Below are 22532 nucleotides of genomic sequence, written 5' to 3'. Positions count from 1 at the left end.
CGCCCGCAGATCGGGCGGGCCGAACAGGCGGCCGGATTAACCGGACCACCGAGTATGACAAAAAGAATCATTGCGTCAAGAACAATGCCACAACAGTCCCGCCGAATCATGCAAATCGGATCGTCATATACCGGGCGGCCTGTACAGCGAAGCACGCCCGACTTCCCCATCGGCTGGCTTGAACACATCCCTTTCTTTGGCACCCGCACAGTGACCGGGTAGGCTTCCGTCTTTGAAATAGGCCGAAGTGAGCACACCTCCTGCCGACTACGTGGGGAGCTGGTCATGCGACCGGACGAGCGGATCGGGGGCCTCGTTCAGTCCCTCTCGGAACACCTGGTCAGGAATGTCGAGGAACACCGCCTGGAGAGCGCGCGCCGCGATTTCCTTCAGAACGGATTCACCACACTGCCCTTCCTCGCGCCCGACCGTGTCAAAACAGCGATTGCGGACGAAATCGAAAGCCTCGTAGCGGAACACGGCGTTCGCCGTGGAGTCAGCTTCAAGGAGACCGGACATACGCCCCGGCACATGCGCAATGTCCGCCACAAGGAAATCAGCGACCACGCATCTGTCATTCCGGCGGTGTATTCCTCCCCGGATCTCCTCGGAACTCTGGGCAGAGTCGCCGGTGAGCCGGTGCTCATGTGCCCCTACGAGCCGGAGCGGTACGTGATCACCGAGCTGGAGCGGTCCGGTGACACGCACGGCTGGCACTGGGACGACTACAGCTTCGCGCTCGTCTGGGTGGTCGACTGCCCGCCCGCGGAGCACGGCGGATTCGTCCAGTGCGTGCCCCGCACGTACTGGAACAAGCAGGACCCGCAAGTGCACCGGCAGTTCCTGAGGCAGCCCATCCACTCCTTCGAACTACGGCCGGGCGACCTCTACCTGATGCGCACCGACACCACCCTGCACCGCGTCTATCCGCTGAGCCGCGGCCGTCGGCTCATCATCAACATGGGCTACGCCTCCCATGCTGATCTGCACAAACAGATCAGCCACGAGACCATGGACGGGCTCTGGCGCGGCTCGCGCGAGGAACAGGCGGAACAGACCGTATGACGTCTGCCGGGGGGACTCCCGCACCAGGCTCCGAGCCCCCGCAACTGCCGCGGCAGCTGACCACGTCGGGGCTCGTCGTCCACTACATCACCTCCGTGATGGGCGCGGGCGTGCTGCTGATTCCCGCGCTCGCCTGGGCCGAGGCGGGACCGCTGTCCCTGGTCGCCTGGGGACTGCTGATCCTCTACAGCTACCCCTTCGCGCTGATCTTCGCGAAGCTGTCCGTACGGCATCCCACGAGCAAGGGCGTCGCCCAGTTCGTGGAGGCGGCCTTCGGTGCGCGGGCGGGCCGGATCGCCGCCGTCTTCCTGCTCCTCACCCTGCTCGCCGGCAATCCCGTGCTGGGACTCGCCGCGGGCCGCTATCTGCTCTCGGCCGTCGACCCCACCGCCTCGAACCGGGCGGCGCTGCTCGCGGGCACAGCCGTCATCGTGTTCTGCGTGGCCCTCAACCTCTGGGGGATCAAGGTGAGTACGCGCGCGCAGATGGTGGTTCTCGGCGCCGTGGTGCTGTTGCTGGTCCTCGTCATCTGCCTGGCGCTGCCGAAGGGCGACTACACGCGCCTCACGCCGTTCGCACCGCACGGCTGGAGCGCTCTCGGCAGTACGTTGCTCATCTGCTTCTTCGGATTCATCGGCTGGGAGAACGCCGCGCCGGTGGCCGAGGAGGTAAGGGATCCCGAACGCACCTTTCCCCAAGGCATTCTCCATGCCGTCAGCTGTGTGGGGCTCCTGTACTTCGCGATGGCTCTCACCGTCTCGGTGGCGCTGCCCGCATCGCCCGCGGGCCACTCCGGCGGGTCGGGGCAGTCGGATCTGACGGCATTCGTGCGGCTCCTCCAAGTGGCCACCGGGACCGGCCTGCGGAGCAGCGGATTTCTCGTCGCCGGGGTCCTGCTGCTGCTCACCACCAACGCCTGGTGCCTGGGCACCTCGCGCCTCGTCTTCGCCCTCGCCCGCGACGGCCTCCTGCCCGCCCGGCTGAGCAGGCTCACCGCCCGGGGCAGGATCCCGGCGCGCGCGGTTCTCGCGCTCCTGCCGGGCTACGCGGTGTCGGTCGTCCTCCTCCTCGTCACCGACTCCAGTGAGACCACCCTCATCAAGGCGTCGTCGGCCACCTACCTGCTCATCTTCCTGATGGCCTTTCTCTCCGCGGCGAGACTGCTGCCCCGGGGCGGCACCGCCCGGCTGAATCTGGCGGTCCTCGCGGCCACCCTCGCCATGCTGCCGTTCTTCGGCGTCAGTCTCGTCATCGCGCTGGCGATGCTGCTGCTCTCCGTCATCGCCGAACGGTGCCTGCGCAAGCGCGTCACCCCACCCACCGAGACAGGAGTCCTCACATGAGCGCACGCCATATCCTGCGCATACAGGACCTCTCCGCCAAGGAGATGTGCTCCCTGCTCGACCTCGCCGAAGCGATGAAACGCGGCGACGACACACGCGCCCACCTGGCGGGCCGCTGTATCGGCCTCCTCTTCAACGTGCCCTCCACCCGAACCAGGGTCTCCTTCCAGGTCGCCGCCTCCCAACTCGGCGCGCACAGCTACCCGTACGGGGTGGAGGAACTCCGACTCGCCAACCGCGAGTCGATCGAGGACACCATCGGCGTACTGAACCGCTATCTCGACGCGCTCGTGGTCCGCTGGTACGACATGGACGACTACGGCGCGGGCCACCGCCGCCTGCGCGCGATGACCGAGCGCGCGACGATCCCCGTCATCAACGCGCTGGACGACGAGGAGCACCCCTGCCAGGTGCTCGCCGACCTCATGACGCTGCGCGAGCTGTACGGGGCGCAGGTACCGGCCGAACGGGTCGTGTACGCCTGGTCCTACTCGCCGCGGCAGAAGACCCCCGGGGTGCTGCACTCCTCGATGATGGCCGCGGCCGTGCTCGGGCACCGCATCACCGTCGCGCACCCCCCGGGGTTCGCACCGGAGGAGCGTGTGACCCGGGCCGCCCGGGCCGTCGCCGCCCGGACCGGCGCGAGCATCGAGCTCACCCACGACCTGGAGGGGGCCGTCCAGGACTGTGCGGCGGTGTACACCCTGAGCTGGAAGTCCCCGACGCTCGTCGGCCAGGAGGAGATCCAGGCGAGGACCCGGCTCGCGGACCGGTGGCGGATCACCGCACCGCTGATGCGGCGGGCCGCCGACGGGGCGGTGTTCCTCGACTGCATGCCCACCAATCGGGGTGAGGAGGTCGACGCCGAGGTGAAGGACGGCCCATGGTCGAAGATCTTCCAGCAGGCCGAGAACCGACTGCACACCCAGAAGGCGCTGCTCACCCAGTTGTTCGACGGCACGCTCCAGGGCGGCCCGCGATGACGGCGGCGGGCTGTGGCACGCGGGTGGCCCTGGTCACCGGGGGCGGCGGGGGTATCGGCGGCGCCGTCGCGCGGCGGCTCGCGGACGACGGCGCGCACGTCGCGGTCGTCGACCGGGACCGCGGGGCCGAGGCGGTGGCCGGGCGCATCCGCGAGGCGGGCGGACGCGCCGAGTCGTTCCTGTGCGACCTGGCCGCGGAGAGCGAGGTGTCGGCCCTGGTCGAGGAGGTCACCGACCGGCTCGGCACCATCACCGACGTGTGCTGTGTCGCGGGCAGCATCCGACGCGGCACGGTGCCGGAACTGTCCCTGGCGGACTGGCACAGGTCGTTCGCGGACAACGTGGACTCCGTCTTCCTGGTGTGCCGGGCGGTGCTGCCGCTGATGGAGCGGGCCGGGCACGGCCGCATCGTCACGGTGGCCTCCGGATGGGGGCTGCGCGCCGGAAAGAAGGCCGCGGCGTACTGCGCGGCCAAGGCCGGTGTGGTGATGCTGACGCAGGCCATGGCGCTGGACCACGGCCCCGCCGGCATCAGGGTCAACTGCGTCGCCCCGGGCGACACCCGTACGCCGATGCTCGCCCGGGAGGCACGCCAACTCGGCCAGTCGGACGCCGAGTTCCTCGCCGAGGCCGCCGACCGGCCGCTGGGCAGGATCGGCACGCCGGAGGACATAGCCGCCGCGGTGGCCTTCCTCGCCGGGCCCGACGCCGACTTCATCACCGGCACCGTGCTGAGCGTCGACGGCGGGGGCGGCGGGGGCGGCGTCTGAGACGTCGGGCGGAGGCCGGGGGGGGTCGTGGGGAAGAGGTGACACCGCCCGCTCCAAGAGCGTCTCCAGTACCGGCGCCGCGGGGGTCCCGGCTTGTCGCCGCCAAGGCCCCCCGCTTGCGCCCTCCGGGCCCGGCGCCGGTCAGACGGTGATGATCGCCGGGTCGCTCACGCCCGCCGCGCCGGTCTCCACGTGGCCCGCGAGCCTGCGCAGGAAGCCCGTGTCGGTGTCGGACTTCACGGTGAGGTCGTACCAGCGCCTGCTCGCCCGCAGGTCGACGGTGTGCGACATGGTGGCGCCGGCCTTGACCTTGAAGGTCTGCGGGGTGCCTCCATAGGCGTTGGTCAGCGTGAGGTTCACATCCGTGCCGCCCGTGTTCCTCAGGGTCAGCTTGATGTTGCCGGTCGTGCCGTCGTGCCGGGCCGTGACCTCCGGGCCCGCTTTCTTGCCGGGGCCCTTGAAGGTGCGCAGGAAGCCGTTCGGACCGAACACCGACAGGTCGTACGAGCCGCCGGAGTACACGGAGTTCCAGGTGTCGGAGAGCGTCTTGCCCGCCTCCGTGGTGTACGTCCAGGGGCCGTCGGTGCGGTTGGCCGAGCGGACGTGGAAGCAGACGCCCGCCTTGTCGCCGCCGCCGAACGTCAGCGTGAACTTGCCGGCGGCCGCGTCCGCCCTGCCGTCGACCAGCGGGGCGTACGGCAGGGCGCGGGTGGGGCGTGTGCCCCGCTCCTGCTTGGGCAGGGCCGCGTTCGCGGGCGCCTTCGGCACGTAGTCGGGGTGGCGCTTGTCGTCCGGCGGCTCGTAGGCGGCGGTGTCGGGCAGCCGTGCCGGTCCGGTGTCTTTGCCGCTGAAGTCGAACGCGGAGGTCAGGTCGCCGCAGATCGCGCGGCGCCAGGGCGAGATGTTGGGCTCCTTGACGCCGAAGCGCCGCTCCATGAACCGGATGATCGACGTGTGGTCGAAGACCTCGGAGTTCACGAAGCCGCCGGTGCTCCACGGCGAGACGACGATCATCGGGACGCGCTGGCCGAGGCCGTAGTGGCCGGCCGCGTAGGAGGCGTTGCCGGGGAAGTAGTCGAGCGTCGTGTCGACGGTGGACTTGCCCTGGGCCGCGTCCTTGGGGACGTACGGCGGGACGATGTGGTCGAAGTAGCCGTCGTTCTCGTCGTAGGTGACGAACAGCGCCGTCTTGGCCCACACCTCGGGGTTGGAGGTGAGTGCGTCGAGGACCTGGGCGATGTACCAGGCGCCGTAGTTCACCGGCCAGTTGGGGTGCTCGGTGAAGGCCTCGGGGCAGGCGATGTAGGAGACCTGCGGGAGCCGGTCGGCCCGCACGTCGGCCGTCAGGATGTCGAAGTACCCGTCGCCCGCCTTGGCGTTGGTGCCGGTGCGCGCCTTGTCGTGGAGCGGGTCGCCGGGCTTGGCGTTGCGGAACCTGTTGAAGTACAGCAGGGAGTTGTCGCCGTAGTTGCCGCGGTAGGCGTCGTCGATCCAGCCCCAGTGCCCGGCCGCGTCCAGGCCGTCGCCGATGTCCTGGTAGACCTTCCAGGAGATGCCCGCCTGCTCCAGGCGCTCGGCGTACGTCGTCCAGTCGTACCCCGCCTCCTGGTTGCCGAGGACCGGGCCGCCGCCCTTGCCGTCGTTGCCGACATGGCCGGTGAGCATGTAGTAGCGGTTGGGGTCGGTGGCGCCCATGAACGAGCAGTGGTAGTCGTCGCAGATGGTGAACGCGTCGGCGAGGGCGTAGTGGAAGGGGATGTCCTCCCGCTTGAGGTAGGCCATGGTCCGCTCGGACTTCGCGGGGATCCACTGGTCGTACCTGCCGTTGTTGAACGCCTTGTGGCCCCCGGCCCAGTCGTGGTCCAGGCCCGCGATGAACTGCATGCCGAGGTCCTCGGCGGCCGGGTGGAAGGGCAGGACCTCCCTGGTGCCGTTCGGCTGGTTCCAGACCGGCTTGCCGTTCGGCAGGGTCACCGGGCGCGGGTCGCCGAAGCCCCGTACGCCCTTCATGGTGCCGAAGTAGTGGTCGAAGGACCGGTTCTCCTGCATCAGCACCACGACGTGCTCGACGTCCTTCAGGGTGCCGGTGGTGCGCCTCGCGGGCAGGGACGCGGCGCGGGCGATGCTCTGGTCGAGCATGGCGTAGGCCGCGGTGCCGCCGGCCAGCTGCAGGAAACGGCGCCTTTTGAGTTCAGGCATGTGTATGTCGACCTCGTGTGATGTGGGGGACGCGAGCGGGTGCAGTGTGTCAAGGGGAGCAAGCGATACGGAAGGGCCGGTGTCCGCCGGGTGAAGAGAAGTCCAATCTCTGGTCGGGGATACACAAGTCCCTCGTTTGGAGGGCACGGAACCCGCACGGGCACGGCGGCTGGACCGGTTCGGCGGTTCTGTCCCGATCGCCCCCGTTGACGGGGTAGGTGCCGTGGGCAACCATGCGGGAGCAGGGGGAAATTCGTCGCCTCACCCCGGGGAGAGCCCATGACTGTGCACGTCCACGGCACCTGCGCGCCCGGCTTCGAGCGCGTGCGCGAGGAGTTCGAGCGGAACTTCACCGAGCGCGGCGATCTGGGCGCGGCCGTCGCGGTCACGGTCGACGGCGCGTTCGTGGTGGATCTGTGGGCTGGTGACGCCGACCGGAGCGGCACGCGCCCCTGGGAGCGCGACACACTGGTGAACGTGTACTCCACGACCAAGGGAATGACGGCCCTGTGCGCCCACCTCCTCGTGGAGCGCGGCGAGTTGGACCTGGACGCCCCGGTCGCACGGTACTGGCCGCAGTTCGCCCGGGCGGGCAAGGCGGACCTGCCCGTGCGGTGGCTGCTCAGCCACCGCGGTGGGCTGATCGCGCCCGGCGAGCCGCTGGGGCCGGGCGCCGTGTACGACTGGGAGAAGGTCACCGACGCGCTGGCCGCCACCACGCCCTGGTGGCGCCCCGGCACCGCGCAGGGCTATCACGCCGTGACGTTCGGCTTCCTGGTCGGTGAGGTGGTGCGGCGGATCACCGGGGTCACGCTCGGCGCCTTCCTGCGCTCCGAGGTGACCGGGCCGCTGGACGCGGACGTCTTCGTCGGCACACCACCGAGCGAGCACGGGCGGTGCGCGGACATGGCGCCGCCGGTCGCGGGCACGGGCGGCGCCCCCTCGCGCGGGGCGTTCGCCGAGATCCCCGAGCCCCCGGTGAGCGGGCTCGACGAAGCGCCCACGGCCCCGCTCACGCTGGCCTTCGGCTACCTGCCGCTCGGCGACGTGAACGGCGCGGCCTACCGGAGCGCCGAGATCCCCGCGACCAACGGCCACGCCACCGCACGCGGCCTTGCCACCGTCTACCGGGAGTTGGCGTGCGGACGGCTGCTCGGCGCCGACACGGTGGAGCGGCTGCGCACATCGCAGAGCGGCGCCGACGAACCGGACCTGGTGCTGCGCGCGGGCACGCCGCTCGCCGGGACGTGGTCGTGGGGCCTCGGCTTCATGCTCAACCTGTACGGGCAGGCCGGCCCGAACCCGCGCGCGTTCGGGCACGGCGGCGCGGGCGGGTCGTACGCCTTCGCCGACCCGGAGAACCGCGTCTCGTACGCGTACACCATGAACCGCATGGGCGTCGGCACGTCCGGCGAGGACCTGCGCAGCGCGCACCTGGTCGGCGCGCTCTACAAGGCCCTGGGGGCGGGTGGCGGCGCCTGAGAGCGGCGGCCGATGATGAGGGCATGACTACAGACAGGCGCGTCGCCTTCTTCACCGGAGCAGAGCCCGACCCCCGGCACGGAGCCCCCGGCACCGGGGACGAGCGGGAGATGCTCGTCCAGTTCCTGCGGACCCAGCGGATGACCCTGGAGGTCAAGTGCGCCGGCCTGACGGAGGAGTTGGGGCAGCGGTCCGCGGCGCCCTCCGGGCTTTCGCTGCTCGGTCTCGTCCGGCACCTCACCGACGTGGAGCGCCGCTGGTTCCGCCAGGTCCTCGCCGAGCAGGACGCGGAGCCGCTCTACGCGACGCCCGACAACGCCGACGCGGACTTCGACGACGCCGTGGCGGAGCCGGACGCCGTCGCCGCGGCGTGGGCGGCCTGGCGCGAGGAGGTGGAGTTCTCCGAGCGGTTCACCGCCGAGGCGTCCGGCCTCGACATCGAGGGAGAGCACGCGTGGCCGGGCACGGTGTCGCTCCGCTGGGTGCTCATCCACATGATCGAGGAGTACGCGCGTCACAACGGGCACGCCGATCTCCTGCGGGAGCGCATCGACGGGGCGGTGGGGCTGTGACGTTCCCCGAGGGAACCGTCGGGGTGGGCTGGTGAACCGTCGGGGCTGGGCGGGGCGGGGAGAAAATGACAGGACGGTTCCGTTTGTCCGTTGATACCTTCCGATCATGGAACCCGTCAGTGAAAAAGAGATCCGCTCCTCCTTCGTGAACTGTTCGAAGGGCGAGGCGAACCGGCTCACGCCGCCGACGGGCTACGCCGAGACCCCCTGGTCCGACCTGGACTTCCTGGGCTGGCGCGACCCCAAGGCCCCCGAGCGCGGCTATGTGGTGACGCGCCGGGACGGCAAGCCCGTCGGCATCGCGCTGCGCGCCTCGACCGGGCCCCGCAAGAGCCTGCTGAAGTCCAGCATCTGCTCGGTGTGCGTGACTCCGCAGGCCGGCTCGGGCATCACGCTGCTGGTGGCCCCGAAGGCCGGCGCGGCGGGCCGCGAGGGCAACTCGGTCGGCCTGTACATCTGCGCGGACCTCGCCTGCTCCCTGTACGTGCGGGGCAAGAAGGTCACGGCGCTCGCCCGCCGCTTCGAGGAGAGCCTCTCGCTCGAGGAGCAGAACGCCAGGACCCTGCGGAACCTGCACGGCTTCCTCGACCAGGTCCTCGCGGGCTGAGGGCCCTTCCTACCCGGCGCGCGGGTCCACCAGCTGCAGGGCGAGGGTCGGTGAGGGCTCCGCGAGCCCCGGTCCGCCCGCCTCGGCCCAGGCGAGTATCTGCTCCAGGGACTCGTCGTCCGTGACGAACCCGACCCAGGCCGCCCGGCCGCCTCGCCTGCGCCCCTCGTACGAGGGCTGGACGACCACGATGTTGGCCTGGCCGCACGGCCCGAGGCAGTCGCTCGTGCGCACCGCGAACCGGCCGCGGGAGGCCGCCGCCGCGGACCGCAGCCGCTCCAGCTGCCAGGCGTGGTCGATACCGGGGTTCTTGCGGGCGTCGCCGCAGCAGCAGCCCCGGCACACGACGAGGGTGCAGGGGCGGCGGGCTGCGGCACCGATGGAGACGACGGGACTCATCCCGTGATCATCTCAGGCCCGTCCGGCGCCCGGCGGCCCAGGTAGGCGAGCTGGGGGTGCGCCTGGCGGTAGCCGTCCACCAGGCGTCGGGCGACCGTCACGGAGTCGACGAGCGGATGCAGGGCGAACGCCTTGACGGCCGTGGCGAGCGAGCCGCTGTCCGCCGCGGCGAGCACCTCGCGCTCGACGGCCTTGACGGCGCACACCAGCCCGGTGGCGTGGCCGGGCAGCGGATCGACGGCCATCGGGTGGGCGCCGTTGGCGTCGACGGAGCACGGCACCTCGATGACGGCGTCGGCGTCCAGGGCGGCGAGGGTCGTGCCGTTGCGGACGTTGAGGATGAGCGTCGTCCGCTCGTCCCGCGCGATGGCCCGCATCAGCGCGAGCGCGACCTTCTCGTACCCGCCGGACTCCAGGTCCTCCTCGGCCCGCTCCCCCACGCCCGCCGCCTCCCTGTTCTCCGCCATGTACGCCGCCTCGCGTTCGGCGAGCGTGTCGTGCCACGCCTTGAGGGCGGGGGTGCCGGGATGCCTCATCTCGGCGTAGAAGCGGCCCTGTTGGCCGTGGAGGAAGACGCCGCGCGTCTGTCGCGCCTGCTGGTAGGCGCGCACGGTGTCCCGGTTGAAGTAGTAGTAGTGCAGGTACTCGTTGGGGATCGCGCCGAGGGACTGGAGCCAGTCGGCGCCGAACAGCCTGCCCTGTTCGAAGGAGACGAGGAGTTCGGGGTCGGCGAGCAGGCGCGGCAGCTCGTCGCGGCCCGCGACGTGCAGCCCGCGCAGCCAGCCGAGGTGGTTGAGGCCCACGTAGTCGATGAAGGCCTCGTCGGGATCGTGGCCGAGGACCTGCGCGACCCGGCGGCCGAGGCCCACCGGGGAGTCGCAGATACCGATGACGCGGTCGCCGAGATGGCGCGCCATGGCCTCGGTGACCAGGCCGGCGGGGTTGGTGAAGTTGATGACCCAGGCGTCCGGGGCGAGCCGCGCGACGCGCCGCGCGATGTCCACGGCCACCGGCACCGTGCGCAGTCCGTACGCGATGCCGCCCGCGCCGACCGTCTCCTGGCCGAGTACGCCCTCGGCCAGGGCGACGCGTTCGTCGGCGGCCCGTCCCTCCAGACCGCCGACGCGGATGGCGGAGAAGACGAAGTCGGCGCCCCGCAGCGCCTCGTCCAGGTCGGTGGTCGCGGTGACGGCGGGCGCGCCGGGGATGTCCGCGGCCTGCTCGGCGAGGACGCGGGCGATGGCGTCGAGCCGCGCCGCGTCGAGGTCGTGCAGGACGACGTCCGTGACACGGCCCTCGGCCCGGTCGCCGAGGAGGGCGCGGTACACGAGCGGCACCCGGAACCCGCCCCCGCCGAGAATCGCGAGCTTCATGTCGTCAACCACCTTCTGTCGGACCGTTATCACCGGGACTCACGTTACGTACGATGGCGCGGCAGCGTTCCGACCCCCCACCGAGGAGTGCCCCGATGACCCTGTGGAAGGCATCGACCGCCCTGTCCTGTGCCGCCGTGCTGGCGGTGACGACGGGCGGCGCCGCGGCGGCGGCACCCGCCTCGCCCGGCGGCTGGCAGGCGTCGGGCACCTCGTACGTGAACTCCCTGACCGGCGGCCAGGGTCTCGCGAGCCGCGCGGACGGCACTCTGCTGTACCGGGGGCTCGGCTCGGTGCCGCTGGATCTGCGCGTCGAGGGCTGGGGGCACATAGGCGACCCCGACATCGCGGAGGGGCACACCTTCGACGCCTACCAGGGCGGTGACGGCGCGACGTCGAAGATGTTCGCGGTGACCACGCCCGGCGGCAAACGGCATGTGTACGAGCATCGCCTGGACGCGGGCGAGAAGCTCAACAACTCCTTCGCCGCCGTCTCGCCGGACTCGCGCTGGCTGGTGTCCGGCGAGTGGGGCGACCAGAGCCGTCTCCAGGTCTTCCCCGCGCCGCTGCTCAATCCCGCGACACCGCCCACGGGCGGGGCCCTGCCCCAGGCCGGGCAGATCACGCTGGACAAGCCCGTGCGCGACATCCAGGGCTGTGACTTCGTGGCCGCCAGGCGGCTGGTGTGCGCCTCCGACGACGCGTCGAAGGAGCTGTTCCCCGAGGAGCGGCCCGTGCTCCAGATCGAGCTGGACCGCGCCCTCGACGGGCAGCCGGTGACCGGCCGCGTCTCCGCCCTCTTCGCGTCCCCGCGGCGCAGCGTCTGCTCCGGTTCGTTCGAGACGGAGGGCGTGGACTACGACGTGGCGCGCCGCACCCTGCGGGTCGAGGTGGTGCCCCCGGCGCCGTGTCTGGTGACCACGGCGGTGTACGCGTACAAGCCGACGACCGGCTGAGATCGGGAGGCCGTGTCCGCCAGGCGGACACCACGTGTGGGGCGTCGCCGCACCGGGGAAAGTCGTGATCATGACACAGCACGTCCAGCAGGTGACCGACACCTCCCCCGCCCCCGAGCGGCGCCCGATACGGCAGTTGCTCGCCGCTTCGGTCGGCAACGCCGTCGAGTGGTACGACTGGTACGCCTACACCTTCCTCGCCACGTACATCGCCGGCCAGATCTTCCCCAAGGGCTCGGGGAACTCCCTCGTGCCGCTGCTCTCCACGTTCGCCGTCTTCGCCGTCGGCTTCTTCATGCGGCCCGTGGGCGGCCTGCTCATGGGCGCCGTCGCCGACCGGCGCGGCCGGCGCGCCGCGCTGACCGTCACCATCCTGCTGATGGGCGGCAGCAGTCTGCTGGTCGCCCTCACCCCGACCTACGCGGCGGCGGGCGTCCTCGCGCCGGTGGTGCTCGTCGCCGCGCGGCTGCTCCAGGGCCTGTCGGTGGGCGGGGAGTTCGCCGCGTCGACGACGTTCCTCGTGGAGTCGGCGGGCCCGGGGCGGCGGGGGCTTTTCTCCAGTTTCCAGTACGTCTCCACGACCGTGGGGCAGTTGACCGCGTCGGGCGTCGCGGCCCTGCTGGTCGCCACGCTCTCCGAGGGGCAGATGGACGGCTGGGGCTGGCGGCTGCCCTTCCTCATCGGGGCGTTGCTCAGCCTGGTCGGCTTCTGGATCCGGCAGGGCGCGCAGGAGACGCACCGGGCGCCCGCCGCGCAGGGTGAGCGGCCCGGGCTCTTCGACGCACTGCGCCACCACCCGCGCCAGTCGCTGCTGATCTGCGGCATCACGGCGGGCGGCACCCTCGCCTACTACACCTGGACGTCCTACCTGCCGACGTACGCCGAGCTGAACACCGGCATCGGCAAGGGCGGTGCGCTGCTCGCGGGCACCCTCTCGCTCGCGTTCTTCGCCCTGCTCCAGCCGGTCGGCGGTCTGCTGTCCGACCGGGTCGGCCGCCGGCCGCTCCTGCTGTTCTTCGGCATCGGGTTCACCGTCCTCAGCGTGCCGCTGCTCAAGGCCCTGACCGGGTCGTTCGTCTCGCTGCTGCTCGTGCAGTGCGCGGGGATGGTGCTGCTCACCGGTTTCACGTCGATCTCGGCGGCGGTGAACGCGGAGGTCTTCCCGGCGCGGGTGCGGGCCGCCGGGATCGGCTTCCCGTACTCGCTCACCGTCGCACTGTTCGGCGGCACGGCCCCGTACGTGGGGACCCTGTTCAAGGAGATCGGCTCCCCCGGGCTGTTCCCCGGGTACGTGGCCGTGCTCTGCCTGGTGTCGTCGGCGGTGTATGCGCGGTTGCCGGAGACGGCGCACCGCGAGCTGGCGCGGTGAGCCGGCACGGCCCCGCTCAGCCCTCCTGCGGCGCCGGCAGGATCTGGCGCAGGTGCGGGTCGGGGTGGAAACTGCGGCGCCACTCGCGGGGGTAGCCGACGGACGCCTCCACGTGCGGGACGCCGTCGTGCCAGGTGGTGCGCGGAATGTGCAGATGGCCGTAGACGACGGCCGCCGCGTCGTACTTCACGTGCCAGTCGGCGCTCAGTTCGGTGCCGCACCACAGGGCGAACTCGGGGTAGCGCAGGATCCGGGTGGGCTCGCGCAGCAGCGGCCAGTGGTTGACGAGGACGGTGGGCAGGCCGGCGGGCCGTTCGGCGAGGCGTTCCTCGGTGAGCTTGACGCGGGCGCGGGACCAGTCGTCGCGGGTGGCGTAGGGGTCGGGGTGCAGGAAGTACTCGTCGGTGCAGACGACGCCCGCCTCGTGGGCGACCGCGAGCGCCTCTTCCTTGGTGTGCGTCCCCTCGGGGCGGAAGCTGTAGTCGTAGAGGAGGAACAGCGGGGCGACGGTGACCGGGCCGCCCGCGCCGCGCCACACCGGGTAGGGGTCCTCGGGGGTGACCACGCCCAGCTCGCGGCAGAGCGCGACGAGGTGCTGGTAGCGCTCCTCGCCCCGCAGTTGGACCGGGTCGTCCTTGGGCGTCCACAGTTCGTGGTTGCCGGGCGACCAGATCACCTTGGCGAACCGCCCGGCGAGCGTGCGCAGCGTCCACTCGATGTCGGCGACCCGCTCGGCGACGTCACCGGCGACGATCAGCCAGTCGTCGTCCGTGTGCGGCCTGATGGTCTCGACGTACCTCCTGTTCTCGGAGTACGCGACGTGCAGGTCGCTGATCGCCAGCAGCTTCGGAGTGCTCTCGAATGCCATCACCGTGCGAGGCTAACCGAGTTGTCCCGTCAGTGGTGATCTCCTTCGCCCCGCTGGATCGCCAGGTACTCCTCCGTCGTCGGCTTCGGCACCTGCGCCTTAGGGCCGTACATGGCGCGGGAGAGGCGTGAGCGCAGCCGTTCGGAGCGGGAGACCTTGCGTACCACGCCGCCTGCGTCGACCAGGGGGCCGATCTCGTAGGGCCGGGGCTGCTCGTGCGCGGTCAGGCGGTACAGCTCCGCCTGGGGCAGCGGCTCGTGGATCTCGACGTACTCGCCGTGCGGCAGGCGCTTGATGGTGCCGGTCTCGCGGCCGTGCAGCACCTTGTCGCGGTCCCGGTGCTGCAGACCGAGGCAGATCCGGTGGGTGACGAGGTACGCGAGGACGGGCGCCACGAAGAAGGCGATCCGCACGGACCACGTGATGACGTTGATGGAGAGGTGGAAGTGCGTGGCGACGACGTCGTTGCCGCCGCCGACCAGGAGCACGAAGTACAGCGTCAGCCAGGCGACGCCGAGACCGGTGCGCACCGGGGTGTTGCGGGGGCGGTCCGCGATGTGGTGCTCCCGCCTGTCGCCGGTGACCCACGCCTCGACGAACGGATAGACGGCGATGGCCATCATGATCAGCGGGAAGAGCGAGAAGGGGATGAGGACACCGAGGGCGAGGGTGTGCCCCCAGATGTTGATCTCCCAGCTCGGCATGGTCCGGATCAGGCCCTCGGAGAAGCCGAGGTACCAGTCGGGCTGGGCGCCGGTGGAGACCACGTCGGGCCGGTAGGGGCCGATCGCCCAGACGGGGTTGATGGAGGCGACCGCGCCCATGATCGCCAGTACGCCGAAGACGAGGAAGAAGAAGCCGCCCGCCTTGGCGATGTAGATGGGCAGGAACGGCGCCCCGACGACGTTCTTCTCGGTCTTGCCCGGCCCGGCGAACTGCGTGTGCTTGTGGTAGAAGACGAGGATCAGGTGCGCGACGACCAGCCCGAGCATGATGCCCGGCAGCAGCAGGATGTGAATCGGGTAGAACCGCGCCACGATGTCCTCGCCCGGGAACTCCCCGCCGAACAGGAAGAAGTCGAGGTACGTCCCGACCACCGGGACGGAGAGGATCGCGCCGTGCGCGAAGCGCACGCCGGTGCCCGAGAGCATGTCGTCGGGCAGTGAGTACCCGGTGAGCCCCGTGATGATGGCGAGCATCAACAGGGTCCAGCCGAAGAGCCAGTTGACCTCGCGGGGCTTGCGGAAGGCGCCGGTGAAGAACACCCGCATCATGTGCACGAACATGCCGGCGATGAAGACGATCGCCGCCCAGTGGTGGATCTGCCGGATCAGCAGACCGCCGCGCACCTCCAGGCTGATCTCCAGCGTCGACTCGAACGCCCGCGACACCTGCAGGCCCTTGAGCGGTACGTAGGGGCCGTCGTAGGTGACCTCGGCCATGCTCGGTTCGAAGAACAGGGTCAGATAGGTGCCGGTGAGGATGAGGATCAGAAAGCTGTAGAGGCAGATCTCGCCGAACATGAACGACCAGTGGTCGGGAAAGATCTTGCGCATCTGGGTCCTGGCCAGGGTGTTGATGCCCAGGCGTCCGTCCGCCCAGTCGGCCACCCGTTCACCCCTGCCGGGCCGTGCGGGACGTCCTCGTGTGCCGGTTCGCTCGGTGCTTCCACTCATGCGACTCCCCTTCAGGCGGCTACCAGAGTAGATCGCACACAGGACGGATCCAACAGGCCCGAATGTGACAACTGCGCGCCACAGCAGCCCCGTTCACCGCAGGCCGTCGGCGTGCGCACGCTGCCCTTCACCGACCCGCGGCCGGATCGCGCTGACCTGGTGGGCGGACGGCCCGGCGGGCCCCGCGGCCCGGACGCTCCTCGTCTGGTTGCGGGCGGAGTTGAACGGCACCCGGTGACCCGTAAGGGAGAGGGCTGTTCGAGGGGCGGGATCGGACAGAAGTTACCTTTAGGTATGGCGTGACTTCCCTGACGGGGAGCAGTAGAACTCGTTTCATTCGGCCCAGAGTGAGGGAAGATCCCATGGACGCTGCATCCGAGCCCAGCACGTTGTCCGGCGGGACATCGCGGCGGAGGTTCATCGCTGGAACCGGTTCTCTTCTCGGTGGCCTCGCTCTCGCGGGCCGCGCCGCGCCGGCCGGTGCCCGGAGTGGGCCACAGGCGGTATCGGCCGCTCCCCTCGCGGACGGCGCCCGCGTGCCCGTCCTGGTGATCGGGACCGGCTACGGCGGCTCCGTCGCCGCCCTGCGACTGGCCGAGGCGGGTGTCGACGTCCACATGGCCGAGATGGGGATGGCCTGGGACACCCCCGGGCCCGACGGCAAGATCTTCGCCAACACCACCAGCCCCGACTACCGTTCGTACTGGCTGCGCACCAGGACCAAGCAGCCGCTGAGCAACTTCCTCGGCTTCCCGATCGACAAGAACGTGCCGCGCCACACGGGAATCCTGGACGCCGAGGAGTTCGGCGGCATCACCGTCTACCAGGGCCGGGGCGTCGGCGGCGGCTCACTGGTCAACGGCGGCATGGCGGTCACACCGAGGCGCGAGAACTTCGCGGCCGTACTTCCCACGGTCGACGCGGCCGAGATGTACGGCACCTACTATCCGCGGGCCAACGCCGGGCTCGGCGTGCACACCGTCGACCCGGCCTGGTTCGAGACGGCCGAGTGCTACCAGTACGCCCGGGTGGGCCGCAAGCACGCCCAGCGCTCCGGCTTCCCGTTCGTGTTCGTGCCCGACGTGTACGACTGGGACCACATGAAGCGGGAGCAGGCGGGCACCGCCCCGAGGTCCGCGCTGGCCGGGGAGATCCTCTACGGCAACAACTACGGCAAGAAGACGCTCCAGCAGACCTATCTGGCCCGCGCCAAGGCGACCGGCCGGGTCACCGTCTCGCCGCTGCACAAGGTCACTTCGGTCGACCCGGCCGCCGGGGGCGGCTACCGGGTCACCATCGACCGGATCGATACCGGCGGGAACACCGTCGCCACCACGGAGGTGACGGCCGACAAGGTCTTCTTCGCCGCGGGCAGTGTCGGCACCAGCAAGCTGCTCGTCAAGCTGAGGGCGACGGGCGCCCTGCCGCGCCTCAACGACGAGGTCGGCGCGGGCTGGGGCGACAACGGCAACGTCATGTGCGGGCGCGCCAACCACATGTGGGACGCGACCGGCGCTCTCCAGTCGGCCATCCCCACGGCCGGCATCGACAACTGGGCGGCGGGCGGCGCGTTCGCCGAGGTCGCGCCGCTGCCCACGGGGATCGAGACCTACGCCTCGTTCTACCTGTCGATCACCAAGAACCCGCACCGCGCCCGCTTCACCTGGAACGCGGCGGCGGGCCGAGCCGAACTGGACTGGCGGACGGCCTGGAAACAGCCCTCCATCGACGCCGCCAAGACGATCTTCGACAAGATCAATGCCAAGGAGGGCACCATCTACCGCACCGACCTCTTCGGCGCGTACAAGATCTGGGGCGACCACCTCACCTACCACCCGCTCGGCGGGGCCGTCCTCGGTCGGGCCACCGACAACTACGGGCGCCTGCAAGGCTATCCGGGGCTCTACGTCATCGACGGCGCGCTGATCCCCGGCAACACCAGCGTCAACCCGTTCGTCACCATCACGGCTCTCGCCGAGCGGAACATCGAGAAGATCGTCTCCGCCGATCTGTGAGCCCCTCGCCGGCGCCCCGGCGGCGCTCCGTCCGCTCTTCCGTCCGCACTGCGTCAGCGCTTCGGCAGCGCGCACGCCGTGTCGAGGCCGAGCACATGATTGAGCCGGCCGAACGCCAGCCATGACCCGATGCTCATGCTCAGCTCCACGATCTCGGCCTGGCCGTAGTGCGCGGTCATCCGCGTCCAGAACTCCTCGTCGAGGCCGTGGTGGTCCAGGGCGTACCGCTCGGCGTACTCCGCGGCCAGCCTCGTGCGGTCGTCGAAGGCGTCGGTGGTACGCCACCGGGCGACCGCGTCGGCGAACTCCTCCTCCACCTTCTGCCCGTCGCGCTCGGTGCGCCAGTCCAGGCAGAACGCGCAGCCGTTGATCTGCGCGACCCGCAGCCGCGCCGCCTCGAACTCGCGCAGTCCGAGCGTCGTGTGGGCGTAGACCGCGAGGGAGAAGTGCGACGCGGCCGCGCCGATCTCGGGGACCATCTCGCCCCACACGTAGGGGATCGCGTCCTTTCCCTCGGGGATGTCGATGCGCGGGAACGCGCCCATGGGTCACTTCCTTCCGAGTCGGCCCGCCGCCGGGCGCAGCGGGACGTCGAGCGCGTCGTAGAGGCCGGGTCCGGCGTCCACGAGCCAGTCGATGGCGTTCACCAGGCGGCCGACGGCGGTGGCGTTGCCGCCCGCGGAGCGGTTCTCGCCCTCGTCCGCGGCCTCGACCGTCACCTCGATGCGGGGGCGGCCCTCCACGATCACGCGGTGGGCGCCGTCCCCGCCGCCGGGCGGCGCGGGCCAGTCCGGCGCGCAGGCCGGGTGGATACGGGTGACGTGCTCGACGACGATGCGGGGTTCGCCTCCCACGATGCCCCGCACCTCGAAGCGGACGGCGCCCTGGGTGCCCGCGGCGAACTCCCCCATCGTGCGCGTACGCACCGTCGCGTCGAGGGGTCGCCGCGCCAAGGACTCGGTGACGGAGTCCAGTTCGGCGCCGAGCGCCCTGGCGATCAGGCGGATCTGGCCGCCCCACACCAGCGTCGGGACCGACGGCGCCAGCATCGGCGGCTCGTACTCCATCGGCTGCCCCATGCCGATGAGGTGGCGGACGGAGTCCTCCTGGTCGTACGTGGAGTAGTCGAAGATCTCCTGGCAGCGGACCGCGTCGACGGTGGTGCCGAGTCCGCTGATCAGCAGGGGCAGTACGTCGTTGGCCCAGCCGGGGTCCACCCCGGACACGAAGAGCGAGCCGCCGCCCGTGGCGACGGCGGCGAGGACCGGGTCCCTGAACTCCGCCGGCGCGCCGTGGCGGTCGTAGAGCGGGTACAGCGCGGGCGTGACCACCACGGCGCCCGCCCGGACGGCCTTGACGACGTCGTCCAGGGCCTCGGCGGGGCGCAGGTCGCCGGTGGCCGCGTAGACGACGGCGCGCGGACCGGCGGCGAGCGCCGCGTCGACATCGTCCGCCGCCGCCACACCCACCTCACGTCCGAGCCCGGCGAGTTCGCCGGCGTCCCGGCCGACCTTTTCCGCGCTGTGCACGAGGACGCCCGCGAGCGAGAGCGCCGGATGGGCCTCCACGGCACGGACGGCCGCGCGGCCGACATTGCCGGTGCCCCAGACCACCGTGGGAATCATGCGCGGAGGGTAGCGGCCCGGCCTGAGGGATGACAGAGCCAAGTACTCCTGATCCGAGGCAGGTTGTCAGGACGTCGAGATGTGTCCGTCCGGCGCCTGCGCCGAACCGGACGCCGCCGGTACCCTGAGGGCATGCTCCTGGGGCGTTCCTCGGAATGCGCACGTCTTCTCGCTCTCGTCGACAAGGCACGCGGGGGCGGGAGCGGCGCCCTGCTCATCCGCGGGGAGGCCGGCATCGGCAAGACCAGCCTCCTGTCGTACGCGGTGGAGCAGGCCGACGGTCTACGACGGCTCGGCACGCGTGGCGTCGAGGTCGAGTCGGACCTGCCCTATGTGGGCCTCGCCGACCTGCTGCGGCCCGTGCTGCACTTCCTCGACCGCATCCCGCAGCGCCAGGCCGCCGCGCTCACCGGGGCGCTCGCGCTCGGGCCCGCCGTCGCCCAGGACCGCTTCGCGGTGGCCGCGGGCACCCTCAGCCTGCTCGGCGCGATCGCCGAGGAGGGCCCGGTCCTGGTCACCGTCGACGACGCGCAGTGGCTCGACCCGTACTCCCTGGACGCGCTCGCCTTCGCCACCCGCCGACTCGGCCGCGAGGGCGTCGTCGTGCTGTTCACCTCACGCGACGAGCTGAAAGAGGCGGCGTCCCGGCTCGCCTCCGTCGAGACCATGACCCTCGGCGGGCTCGACGCCGCCTCCGCGCGCCGGCTGATCGCCGAGAAGGGCACCGCCGAACTGACCGAGCGGGAGGCGGCCCGGCTCCTCGCGGAGGCGCGCGGCAACCCCCTCGCCCTCATCGAGCTGCCCGCGCTGCTCGCCGGGAGCGGCGCGGACGGTGACGGCGACTCCGGGGCGCCGCTGCCCATCGGGGAGCTGCTGGCGCACACCTTCGGCAGTGCCGTGGCCCGGCTGCCCCAGGAGGCGCAGGACGCGATGCTGCTCCTCGCGGTCCTCGGGACACGTCCGCTGGCGGGCACCGAGGCGGCGCTGCGGGCCCACGGGCTCAGCCACGAATCGCTTGAGGCCGCCGAGGCGGCGGGCCTGGTCGTCGAGGAGCGGGACGGCTACGCCTTCCGGCACCCGCTGGTGCGCTCGGCGGTGTACCACGGGGCGACACCGGTGCGCAGACGCCGGGCCCACCACGCCGTCGCCCGCTCCCTGCAGGGCGCCACCGCGCCCGCCCTGGAGCAGTACGCGTGGCACCTGGCCGCCTCCGGCGCGGAGCCGGACGAGCATGTGGCGTCGCTGCTGGAGAACGCCGCCGCCGGGGCCCCCGACACCCTCGCCTACCCGCTCGCCTCCCGGCTGTACGAGCGTGCCGCGCGGTTCACGCCCGCCGGTCAGCGCAAGGCGGAGCGGCTGCTGTGCGCCGCCCGCGCCTCCCAGGCCGCGGGCTCCCTGGACGAGGCCGCCGCGATCCTGGACCGCTCGCTGGAGCACGCCGAACAGCTCGGCACGCGCCTCGACATCCGCCAGCTGCGCTGTTATCTCGACGTGCAGCGCGGACAGCCGACGCGTTCGCGGGAACTGCTGCGGGCGGCGGTCGACGAGGCGCGGCAGGTCGACCCGGCGCTCGCCGCGGTCATGCTCGGCGGCATCGCGCTCACCGAACTGGCGGTCGGCGACCTGACCGCGGCGCGCACCACCTCGGCGGCGGCGATGGAACTGGCCGACTCCGCCCACCGGTCCCTGCTGCCGGTACGGCTGCTGCGCACCCTGGTCCTGCTGCTCGGCGGCGACGCGGACGCGGGCCGCAGGCTGCTGCGCGAACTGGCGGGGCCGCTGGCCTCACCCGACCCGGCGTTCCCCTACCCGCTCTCGGGTGTGGGCGGCCTGTGCCACCTCGCGGCGGAGGACCTCGACGAGGCGCACAACCTGTTGGACCGCGCCGCGTACACCGCGCGTGGCTCCAGCGCGGTGGGGCTGCTGTCCCATCTGCTGTGCACGCTGTCCGTGGTGGAGTTCTGGCGGGGCCGCTGGAGTTCGTCGCTGGCGCAGGCCGACGAGGCGGTGCGGCTCGCGGAGGCGACCGGGCGTCTCATCGAGGTGCCGCGCGGGCTGGCCGCCCTGGCGCGGACCGAGGCCGCGCTCCATCGCGAGGCGGACTGCCGGCGGCACGCGGCGCAGGCCATGGAGTGGGCGGCCGCCACCGAGCTGCCGATGGACGCGGCGCGGGCCCGCGGCGCGCTCGGCCTGCTGGAACTGGGCCTCGGCCGCTTCGAGGAGGCGGTGCACCGCCTGGAGGAGGTCCGGGCCTTCTCCCGTACCCACGGCCGGGGCGACGGCCTGTATCTGCCCTGGGCCGCTGACCTGGCGGACGCGTACGTCCATCTGCGCAGGACCGCCGAGGCCCGCGAGGTGCTCGACGTGCTGGAGCACGAGGCGGGGCGCGGTCACCGCCCGGTCACGGCAGGGGCGGCCGCGCGCTGCCGGGGGCTGCTCGAACCGGACGCCGCCGAGCACCACATGCGGCGCTCCCTCGCGCTGCTCGCCGAGCGCCCCGTGCCCTTCGAGCGGGGGCGGACCGAGTTCGCGTGGGGCGAGCAACTGCGCAGGCAGGGCCGGCGCAGCGAGGCCCGCCGCCTCCTCAAGCGGGCCCTCACGACGTTCGAGCGGCTCGGCGCGGCGGGGTGGGCGGCGCGGGTGGCGGCCGAGCTGCACGCGGCGGGCGGCACCGAAGTGCGCCCCGAGCGGGCCCCGTTGGAGCGGCTGACCCCGCAGGAGATGCAGGTGGCCCTGGTGGTGGGGCGGGGCCTGACCAATCACGAGGTGGCGGAGCGGCTCTTCCTCAGCGTCAAGACGGTCGAGTTCCATCTGAGCAACATCTACCGGAAGCTGGACGGCGTGCACCGCAGGGCGCAGCTCGTACGACTGCTGGCCGGCGCCTCTGAGGTCTCGCCGGTCTGACCGGCCGGTCCGCCGTACTCACCGGCCGGGATCCTCACCGCCCCGAGCGGGGGCGCCCCGTATCGGCACCCCCTCCTCGCCCCCCCCGCTGCGGTCGCTCCCCCGTGGCCGGGTGGCCCGTCCGGACGTACACCCCCGTAGCACGTCCGGCCACCGGCTATTCCCCCGTACCGGTGTTCCGGGCCCGCCGCGGCTCAGCGACCGTGTGACCACCATGGCCCCGCGCCGGCCTGGGCGCGACCGTGAAAACCCTGGGGTCCGGGGAGCGGGGGCCGGATCGGGCGTCGGGGGGAGGCGGGTCGGGCGGGACGGGCGGGGCGTGATCG

General features: G+C 71.6%; 18 protein-coding genes. 11 read left to right on the top strand and 7 right to left on the bottom strand.

The features are described from left to right. Positions 1 to 285: 285 nt before the first annotated feature. The 4 genes from ACZ5GP_RS07710 to ACZ5GP_RS07695 are packed head-to-tail and all read left to right on the top strand — an operon-like array spanning position 286 to position 4161. The gene (locus ACZ5GP_RS07710) at positions 286 to 1065 is read left to right on the top strand and encodes a HalD/BesD family halogenase (protein ID WP_468749928.1); all 780 of its coding nucleotides are present in this window, start codon (positions 286 to 288) and stop codon (positions 1063 to 1065) included. Continuing rightward, a complete protein-coding gene (locus ACZ5GP_RS07705) occupies positions 1062 to 2408 on the top strand; it encodes an APC family permease (RefSeq protein WP_468749927.1) in 1347 nt (448 codons plus the stop codon). The genes ACZ5GP_RS07710 and ACZ5GP_RS07705 overlap by 4 nt, the downstream gene beginning before the upstream one ends. Next, a complete protein-coding gene (locus ACZ5GP_RS07700) occupies positions 2405 to 3391 on the top strand; it encodes an ornithine carbamoyltransferase (RefSeq protein WP_468749926.1) in 987 nt (328 codons plus the stop codon). The genes ACZ5GP_RS07705 and ACZ5GP_RS07700 overlap by 4 nt, the downstream gene beginning before the upstream one ends. Next, a complete protein-coding gene (locus ACZ5GP_RS07695; RefSeq protein ID WP_468749925.1) occupies positions 3388 to 4161 on the top strand; it encodes an SDR family NAD(P)-dependent oxidoreductase in 774 nt (257 codons plus the stop codon). The genes ACZ5GP_RS07700 and ACZ5GP_RS07695 overlap by 4 nt, the downstream gene beginning before the upstream one ends. Before the next feature lie 141 nt (positions 4162 to 4302). Here ACZ5GP_RS07695 and ACZ5GP_RS07690 read toward each other — a convergent pair whose 3' ends face one another. Further along, positions 4303 to 6360 carry a phosphocholine-specific phospholipase C gene (locus ACZ5GP_RS07690; RefSeq protein WP_468749924.1) on the bottom strand — a complete coding sequence of 686 codons (2058 nt, stop codon included), beginning with the start codon at positions 6358 to 6360 and terminating at the stop codon, positions 4303 to 4305. Positions 6361 to 6639: 279 nt separating this feature from the next. On the opposite strand from ACZ5GP_RS07690, the gene ACZ5GP_RS07685 reads away from it, so the two are divergent. From ACZ5GP_RS07685 to ACZ5GP_RS07675, 3 genes are all read left to right on the top strand, one after another. Further along, the gene (locus tag ACZ5GP_RS07685; RefSeq protein ID WP_468749923.1) at positions 6640 to 7842 is read left to right on the top strand and encodes a serine hydrolase domain-containing protein; all 1203 of its coding nucleotides are present in this window, start codon (positions 6640 to 6642) and stop codon (positions 7840 to 7842) included. A gap of 23 nt (positions 7843 to 7865) precedes the next feature. Further along, on the top strand, positions 7866 to 8414 hold the full coding sequence (locus ACZ5GP_RS07680) for a DinB family protein (protein ID WP_468749922.1): 549 nt from the start codon (positions 7866 to 7868) through the stop codon (positions 8412 to 8414). A gap of 106 nt (positions 8415 to 8520) precedes the next feature. Beyond that, positions 8521 to 9021 carry an FBP domain-containing protein gene (locus ACZ5GP_RS07675; RefSeq protein WP_468749921.1) on the top strand — a complete coding sequence of 167 codons (501 nt, stop codon included), beginning with the start codon at positions 8521 to 8523 and terminating at the stop codon, positions 9019 to 9021. Positions 9022 to 9030: 9 nt separating this feature from the next. On the opposite strand, the gene ACZ5GP_RS07670 is transcribed toward ACZ5GP_RS07675, so the two are convergent. Beyond that, a complete protein-coding gene (locus ACZ5GP_RS07670) occupies positions 9031 to 9420 on the bottom strand; it encodes a (2Fe-2S) ferredoxin domain-containing protein (RefSeq protein ID WP_358586536.1) in 390 nt (129 codons plus the stop codon). After that, a complete protein-coding gene (locus tag ACZ5GP_RS07665) occupies positions 9417 to 10793 on the bottom strand; it encodes a 6-phospho-beta-glucosidase (RefSeq protein WP_468749920.1) in 1377 nt (458 codons plus the stop codon). Before ACZ5GP_RS07665 ends, ACZ5GP_RS07670 begins: the two co-directional genes overlap by 4 nt. A gap of 95 nt (positions 10794 to 10888) precedes the next feature. Between ACZ5GP_RS07665 and ACZ5GP_RS07660 the strand changes: the two genes are divergently transcribed. Both ACZ5GP_RS07660 and ACZ5GP_RS07655 read left to right on the top strand, forming a co-directional pair. Further along, entirely contained in the window at positions 10889 to 11749 is an 861-nt protein-coding gene (locus ACZ5GP_RS07660) for a hypothetical protein (RefSeq protein WP_468749919.1), read from the top strand. A gap of 70 nt (positions 11750 to 11819) precedes the next feature. Further along, on the top strand, positions 11820 to 13118 hold the full coding sequence (locus ACZ5GP_RS07655; RefSeq protein ID WP_468749918.1) for an MFS transporter: 1299 nt from the start codon (positions 11820 to 11822) through the stop codon (positions 13116 to 13118). 16 nt (positions 13119 to 13134) lie between these two features. On the opposite strand, the gene ACZ5GP_RS07650 is transcribed toward ACZ5GP_RS07655, so the two are convergent. Continuing rightward, positions 13135 to 13986: a metallophosphoesterase family protein gene (locus ACZ5GP_RS07650; RefSeq protein ID WP_468749917.1), complete on the bottom strand. Its 852-nt coding sequence runs from the start codon at positions 13984 to 13986 to the stop codon at positions 13135 to 13137. A 29-nt stretch (positions 13987 to 14015) separates the two neighbouring features. Beyond that, positions 14016 to 15662 (bottom strand): cytochrome bc1 complex cytochrome b subunit, encoded by a 1647-nt coding sequence (qcrB, locus tag ACZ5GP_RS07645; protein ID WP_468749916.1) that lies wholly within the window; start codon positions 15660 to 15662, stop codon positions 14016 to 14018. Positions 15663 to 16024: 362 nt separating this feature from the next. On the opposite strand from qcrB, the gene ACZ5GP_RS07640 reads away from it, so the two are divergent. After that, the gene (locus ACZ5GP_RS07640) at positions 16025 to 17677 is read left to right on the top strand and encodes a GMC oxidoreductase (protein ID WP_468749915.1); all 1653 of its coding nucleotides are present in this window, start codon (positions 16025 to 16027) and stop codon (positions 17675 to 17677) included. A 53-nt stretch (positions 17678 to 17730) separates the two neighbouring features. Here the strand turns inward: ACZ5GP_RS07640 and ACZ5GP_RS07635 are convergent, their stop codons facing one another. Both ACZ5GP_RS07635 and ACZ5GP_RS07630 read right to left on the bottom strand, forming a co-directional pair. After that, a complete protein-coding gene (locus tag ACZ5GP_RS07635; RefSeq protein ID WP_468749914.1) occupies positions 17731 to 18222 on the bottom strand; it encodes a carboxymuconolactone decarboxylase family protein in 492 nt (163 codons plus the stop codon). Positions 18223 to 18225: 3 nt separating this feature from the next. Beyond that, positions 18226 to 19302, bottom strand: coding sequence for an NAD(P)H-dependent amine dehydrogenase family protein (locus ACZ5GP_RS07630; protein ID WP_468749913.1), 1077 nt, complete (start codon positions 19300 to 19302; stop codon positions 18226 to 18228). A 132-nt stretch (positions 19303 to 19434) separates the two neighbouring features. Here ACZ5GP_RS07630 and ACZ5GP_RS07625 point away from each other — a divergent pair, with 132 nt between their 5' ends. Beyond that, positions 19435 to 22206, top strand: coding sequence for a helix-turn-helix transcriptional regulator (locus tag ACZ5GP_RS07625; RefSeq protein ID WP_468749912.1), 2772 nt, complete (start codon positions 19435 to 19437; stop codon positions 22204 to 22206). Positions 22207 to 22532 lie beyond the last annotated feature (326 nt).

The organism is Streptomyces sp. NPDC031466, assembly GCF_055581265.1.
Note: the sequence above shows the minus strand (reverse complement) of the source record. Positions and strands in the feature narration are given on the sequence as shown.

Coding starts and splice junctions, on each gene's coding strand:
- ACZ5GP_RS07705 (WP_468749927.1), top strand. CDS start 1,062: ATGACGTCTGCCGGGGGGACTCCCGCACCAGGCTCCGAGCCCCCGCAA.
- ACZ5GP_RS07695 (WP_468749925.1), top strand. CDS start 3,388: ATGACGGCGGCGGGCTGTGGCACGCGGGTGGCCCTGGTCACCGGGGGC.
- ACZ5GP_RS07680 (WP_468749922.1), top strand. CDS start 7,866: ATGACTACAGACAGGCGCGTCGCCTTCTTCACCGGAGCAGAGCCCGAC.
- ACZ5GP_RS07625 (WP_468749912.1), top strand. CDS start 19,435: ATGCTCCTGGGGCGTTCCTCGGAATGCGCACGTCTTCTCGCTCTCGTC.
- ACZ5GP_RS07670 (WP_358586536.1), bottom strand. CDS start 9,420: ATGAGTCCCGTCGTCTCCATCGGTGCCGCAGCCCGCCGCCCCTGCACC.
- ACZ5GP_RS07675 (WP_468749921.1), top strand. CDS start 8,521: ATGGAACCCGTCAGTGAAAAAGAGATCCGCTCCTCCTTCGTGAACTGT.
- ACZ5GP_RS07650 (WP_468749917.1), bottom strand. CDS start 13,986: ATGGCATTCGAGAGCACTCCGAAGCTGCTGGCGATCAGCGACCTGCAC.
- ACZ5GP_RS07685 (WP_468749923.1), top strand. CDS start 6,640: ATGACTGTGCACGTCCACGGCACCTGCGCGCCCGGCTTCGAGCGCGTG.
- qcrB (WP_468749916.1), bottom strand. CDS start 15,662: ATGAGTGGAAGCACCGAGCGAACCGGCACACGAGGACGTCCCGCACGG.
- ACZ5GP_RS07640 (WP_468749915.1), top strand. CDS start 16,025: ATGGACGCTGCATCCGAGCCCAGCACGTTGTCCGGCGGGACATCGCGG.
- ACZ5GP_RS07660 (WP_468749919.1), top strand. CDS start 10,889: ATGACCCTGTGGAAGGCATCGACCGCCCTGTCCTGTGCCGCCGTGCTG.
- ACZ5GP_RS07710 (WP_468749928.1), top strand. CDS start 286: ATGCGACCGGACGAGCGGATCGGGGGCCTCGTTCAGTCCCTCTCGGAA.
- ACZ5GP_RS07630 (WP_468749913.1), bottom strand. CDS start 19,302: ATGATTCCCACGGTGGTCTGGGGCACCGGCAATGTCGGCCGCGCGGCC.
- ACZ5GP_RS07700 (WP_468749926.1), top strand. CDS start 2,405: ATGAGCGCACGCCATATCCTGCGCATACAGGACCTCTCCGCCAAGGAG.
- ACZ5GP_RS07655 (WP_468749918.1), top strand. CDS start 11,820: ATGACACAGCACGTCCAGCAGGTGACCGACACCTCCCCCGCCCCCGAG.
- ACZ5GP_RS07635 (WP_468749914.1), bottom strand. CDS start 18,222: ATGGGCGCGTTCCCGCGCATCGACATCCCCGAGGGAAAGGACGCGATC.
- ACZ5GP_RS07665 (WP_468749920.1), bottom strand. CDS start 10,793: ATGAAGCTCGCGATTCTCGGCGGGGGCGGGTTCCGGGTGCCGCTCGTG.
- ACZ5GP_RS07690 (WP_468749924.1), bottom strand. CDS start 6,360: ATGCCTGAACTCAAAAGGCGCCGTTTCCTGCAGCTGGCCGGCGGCACC.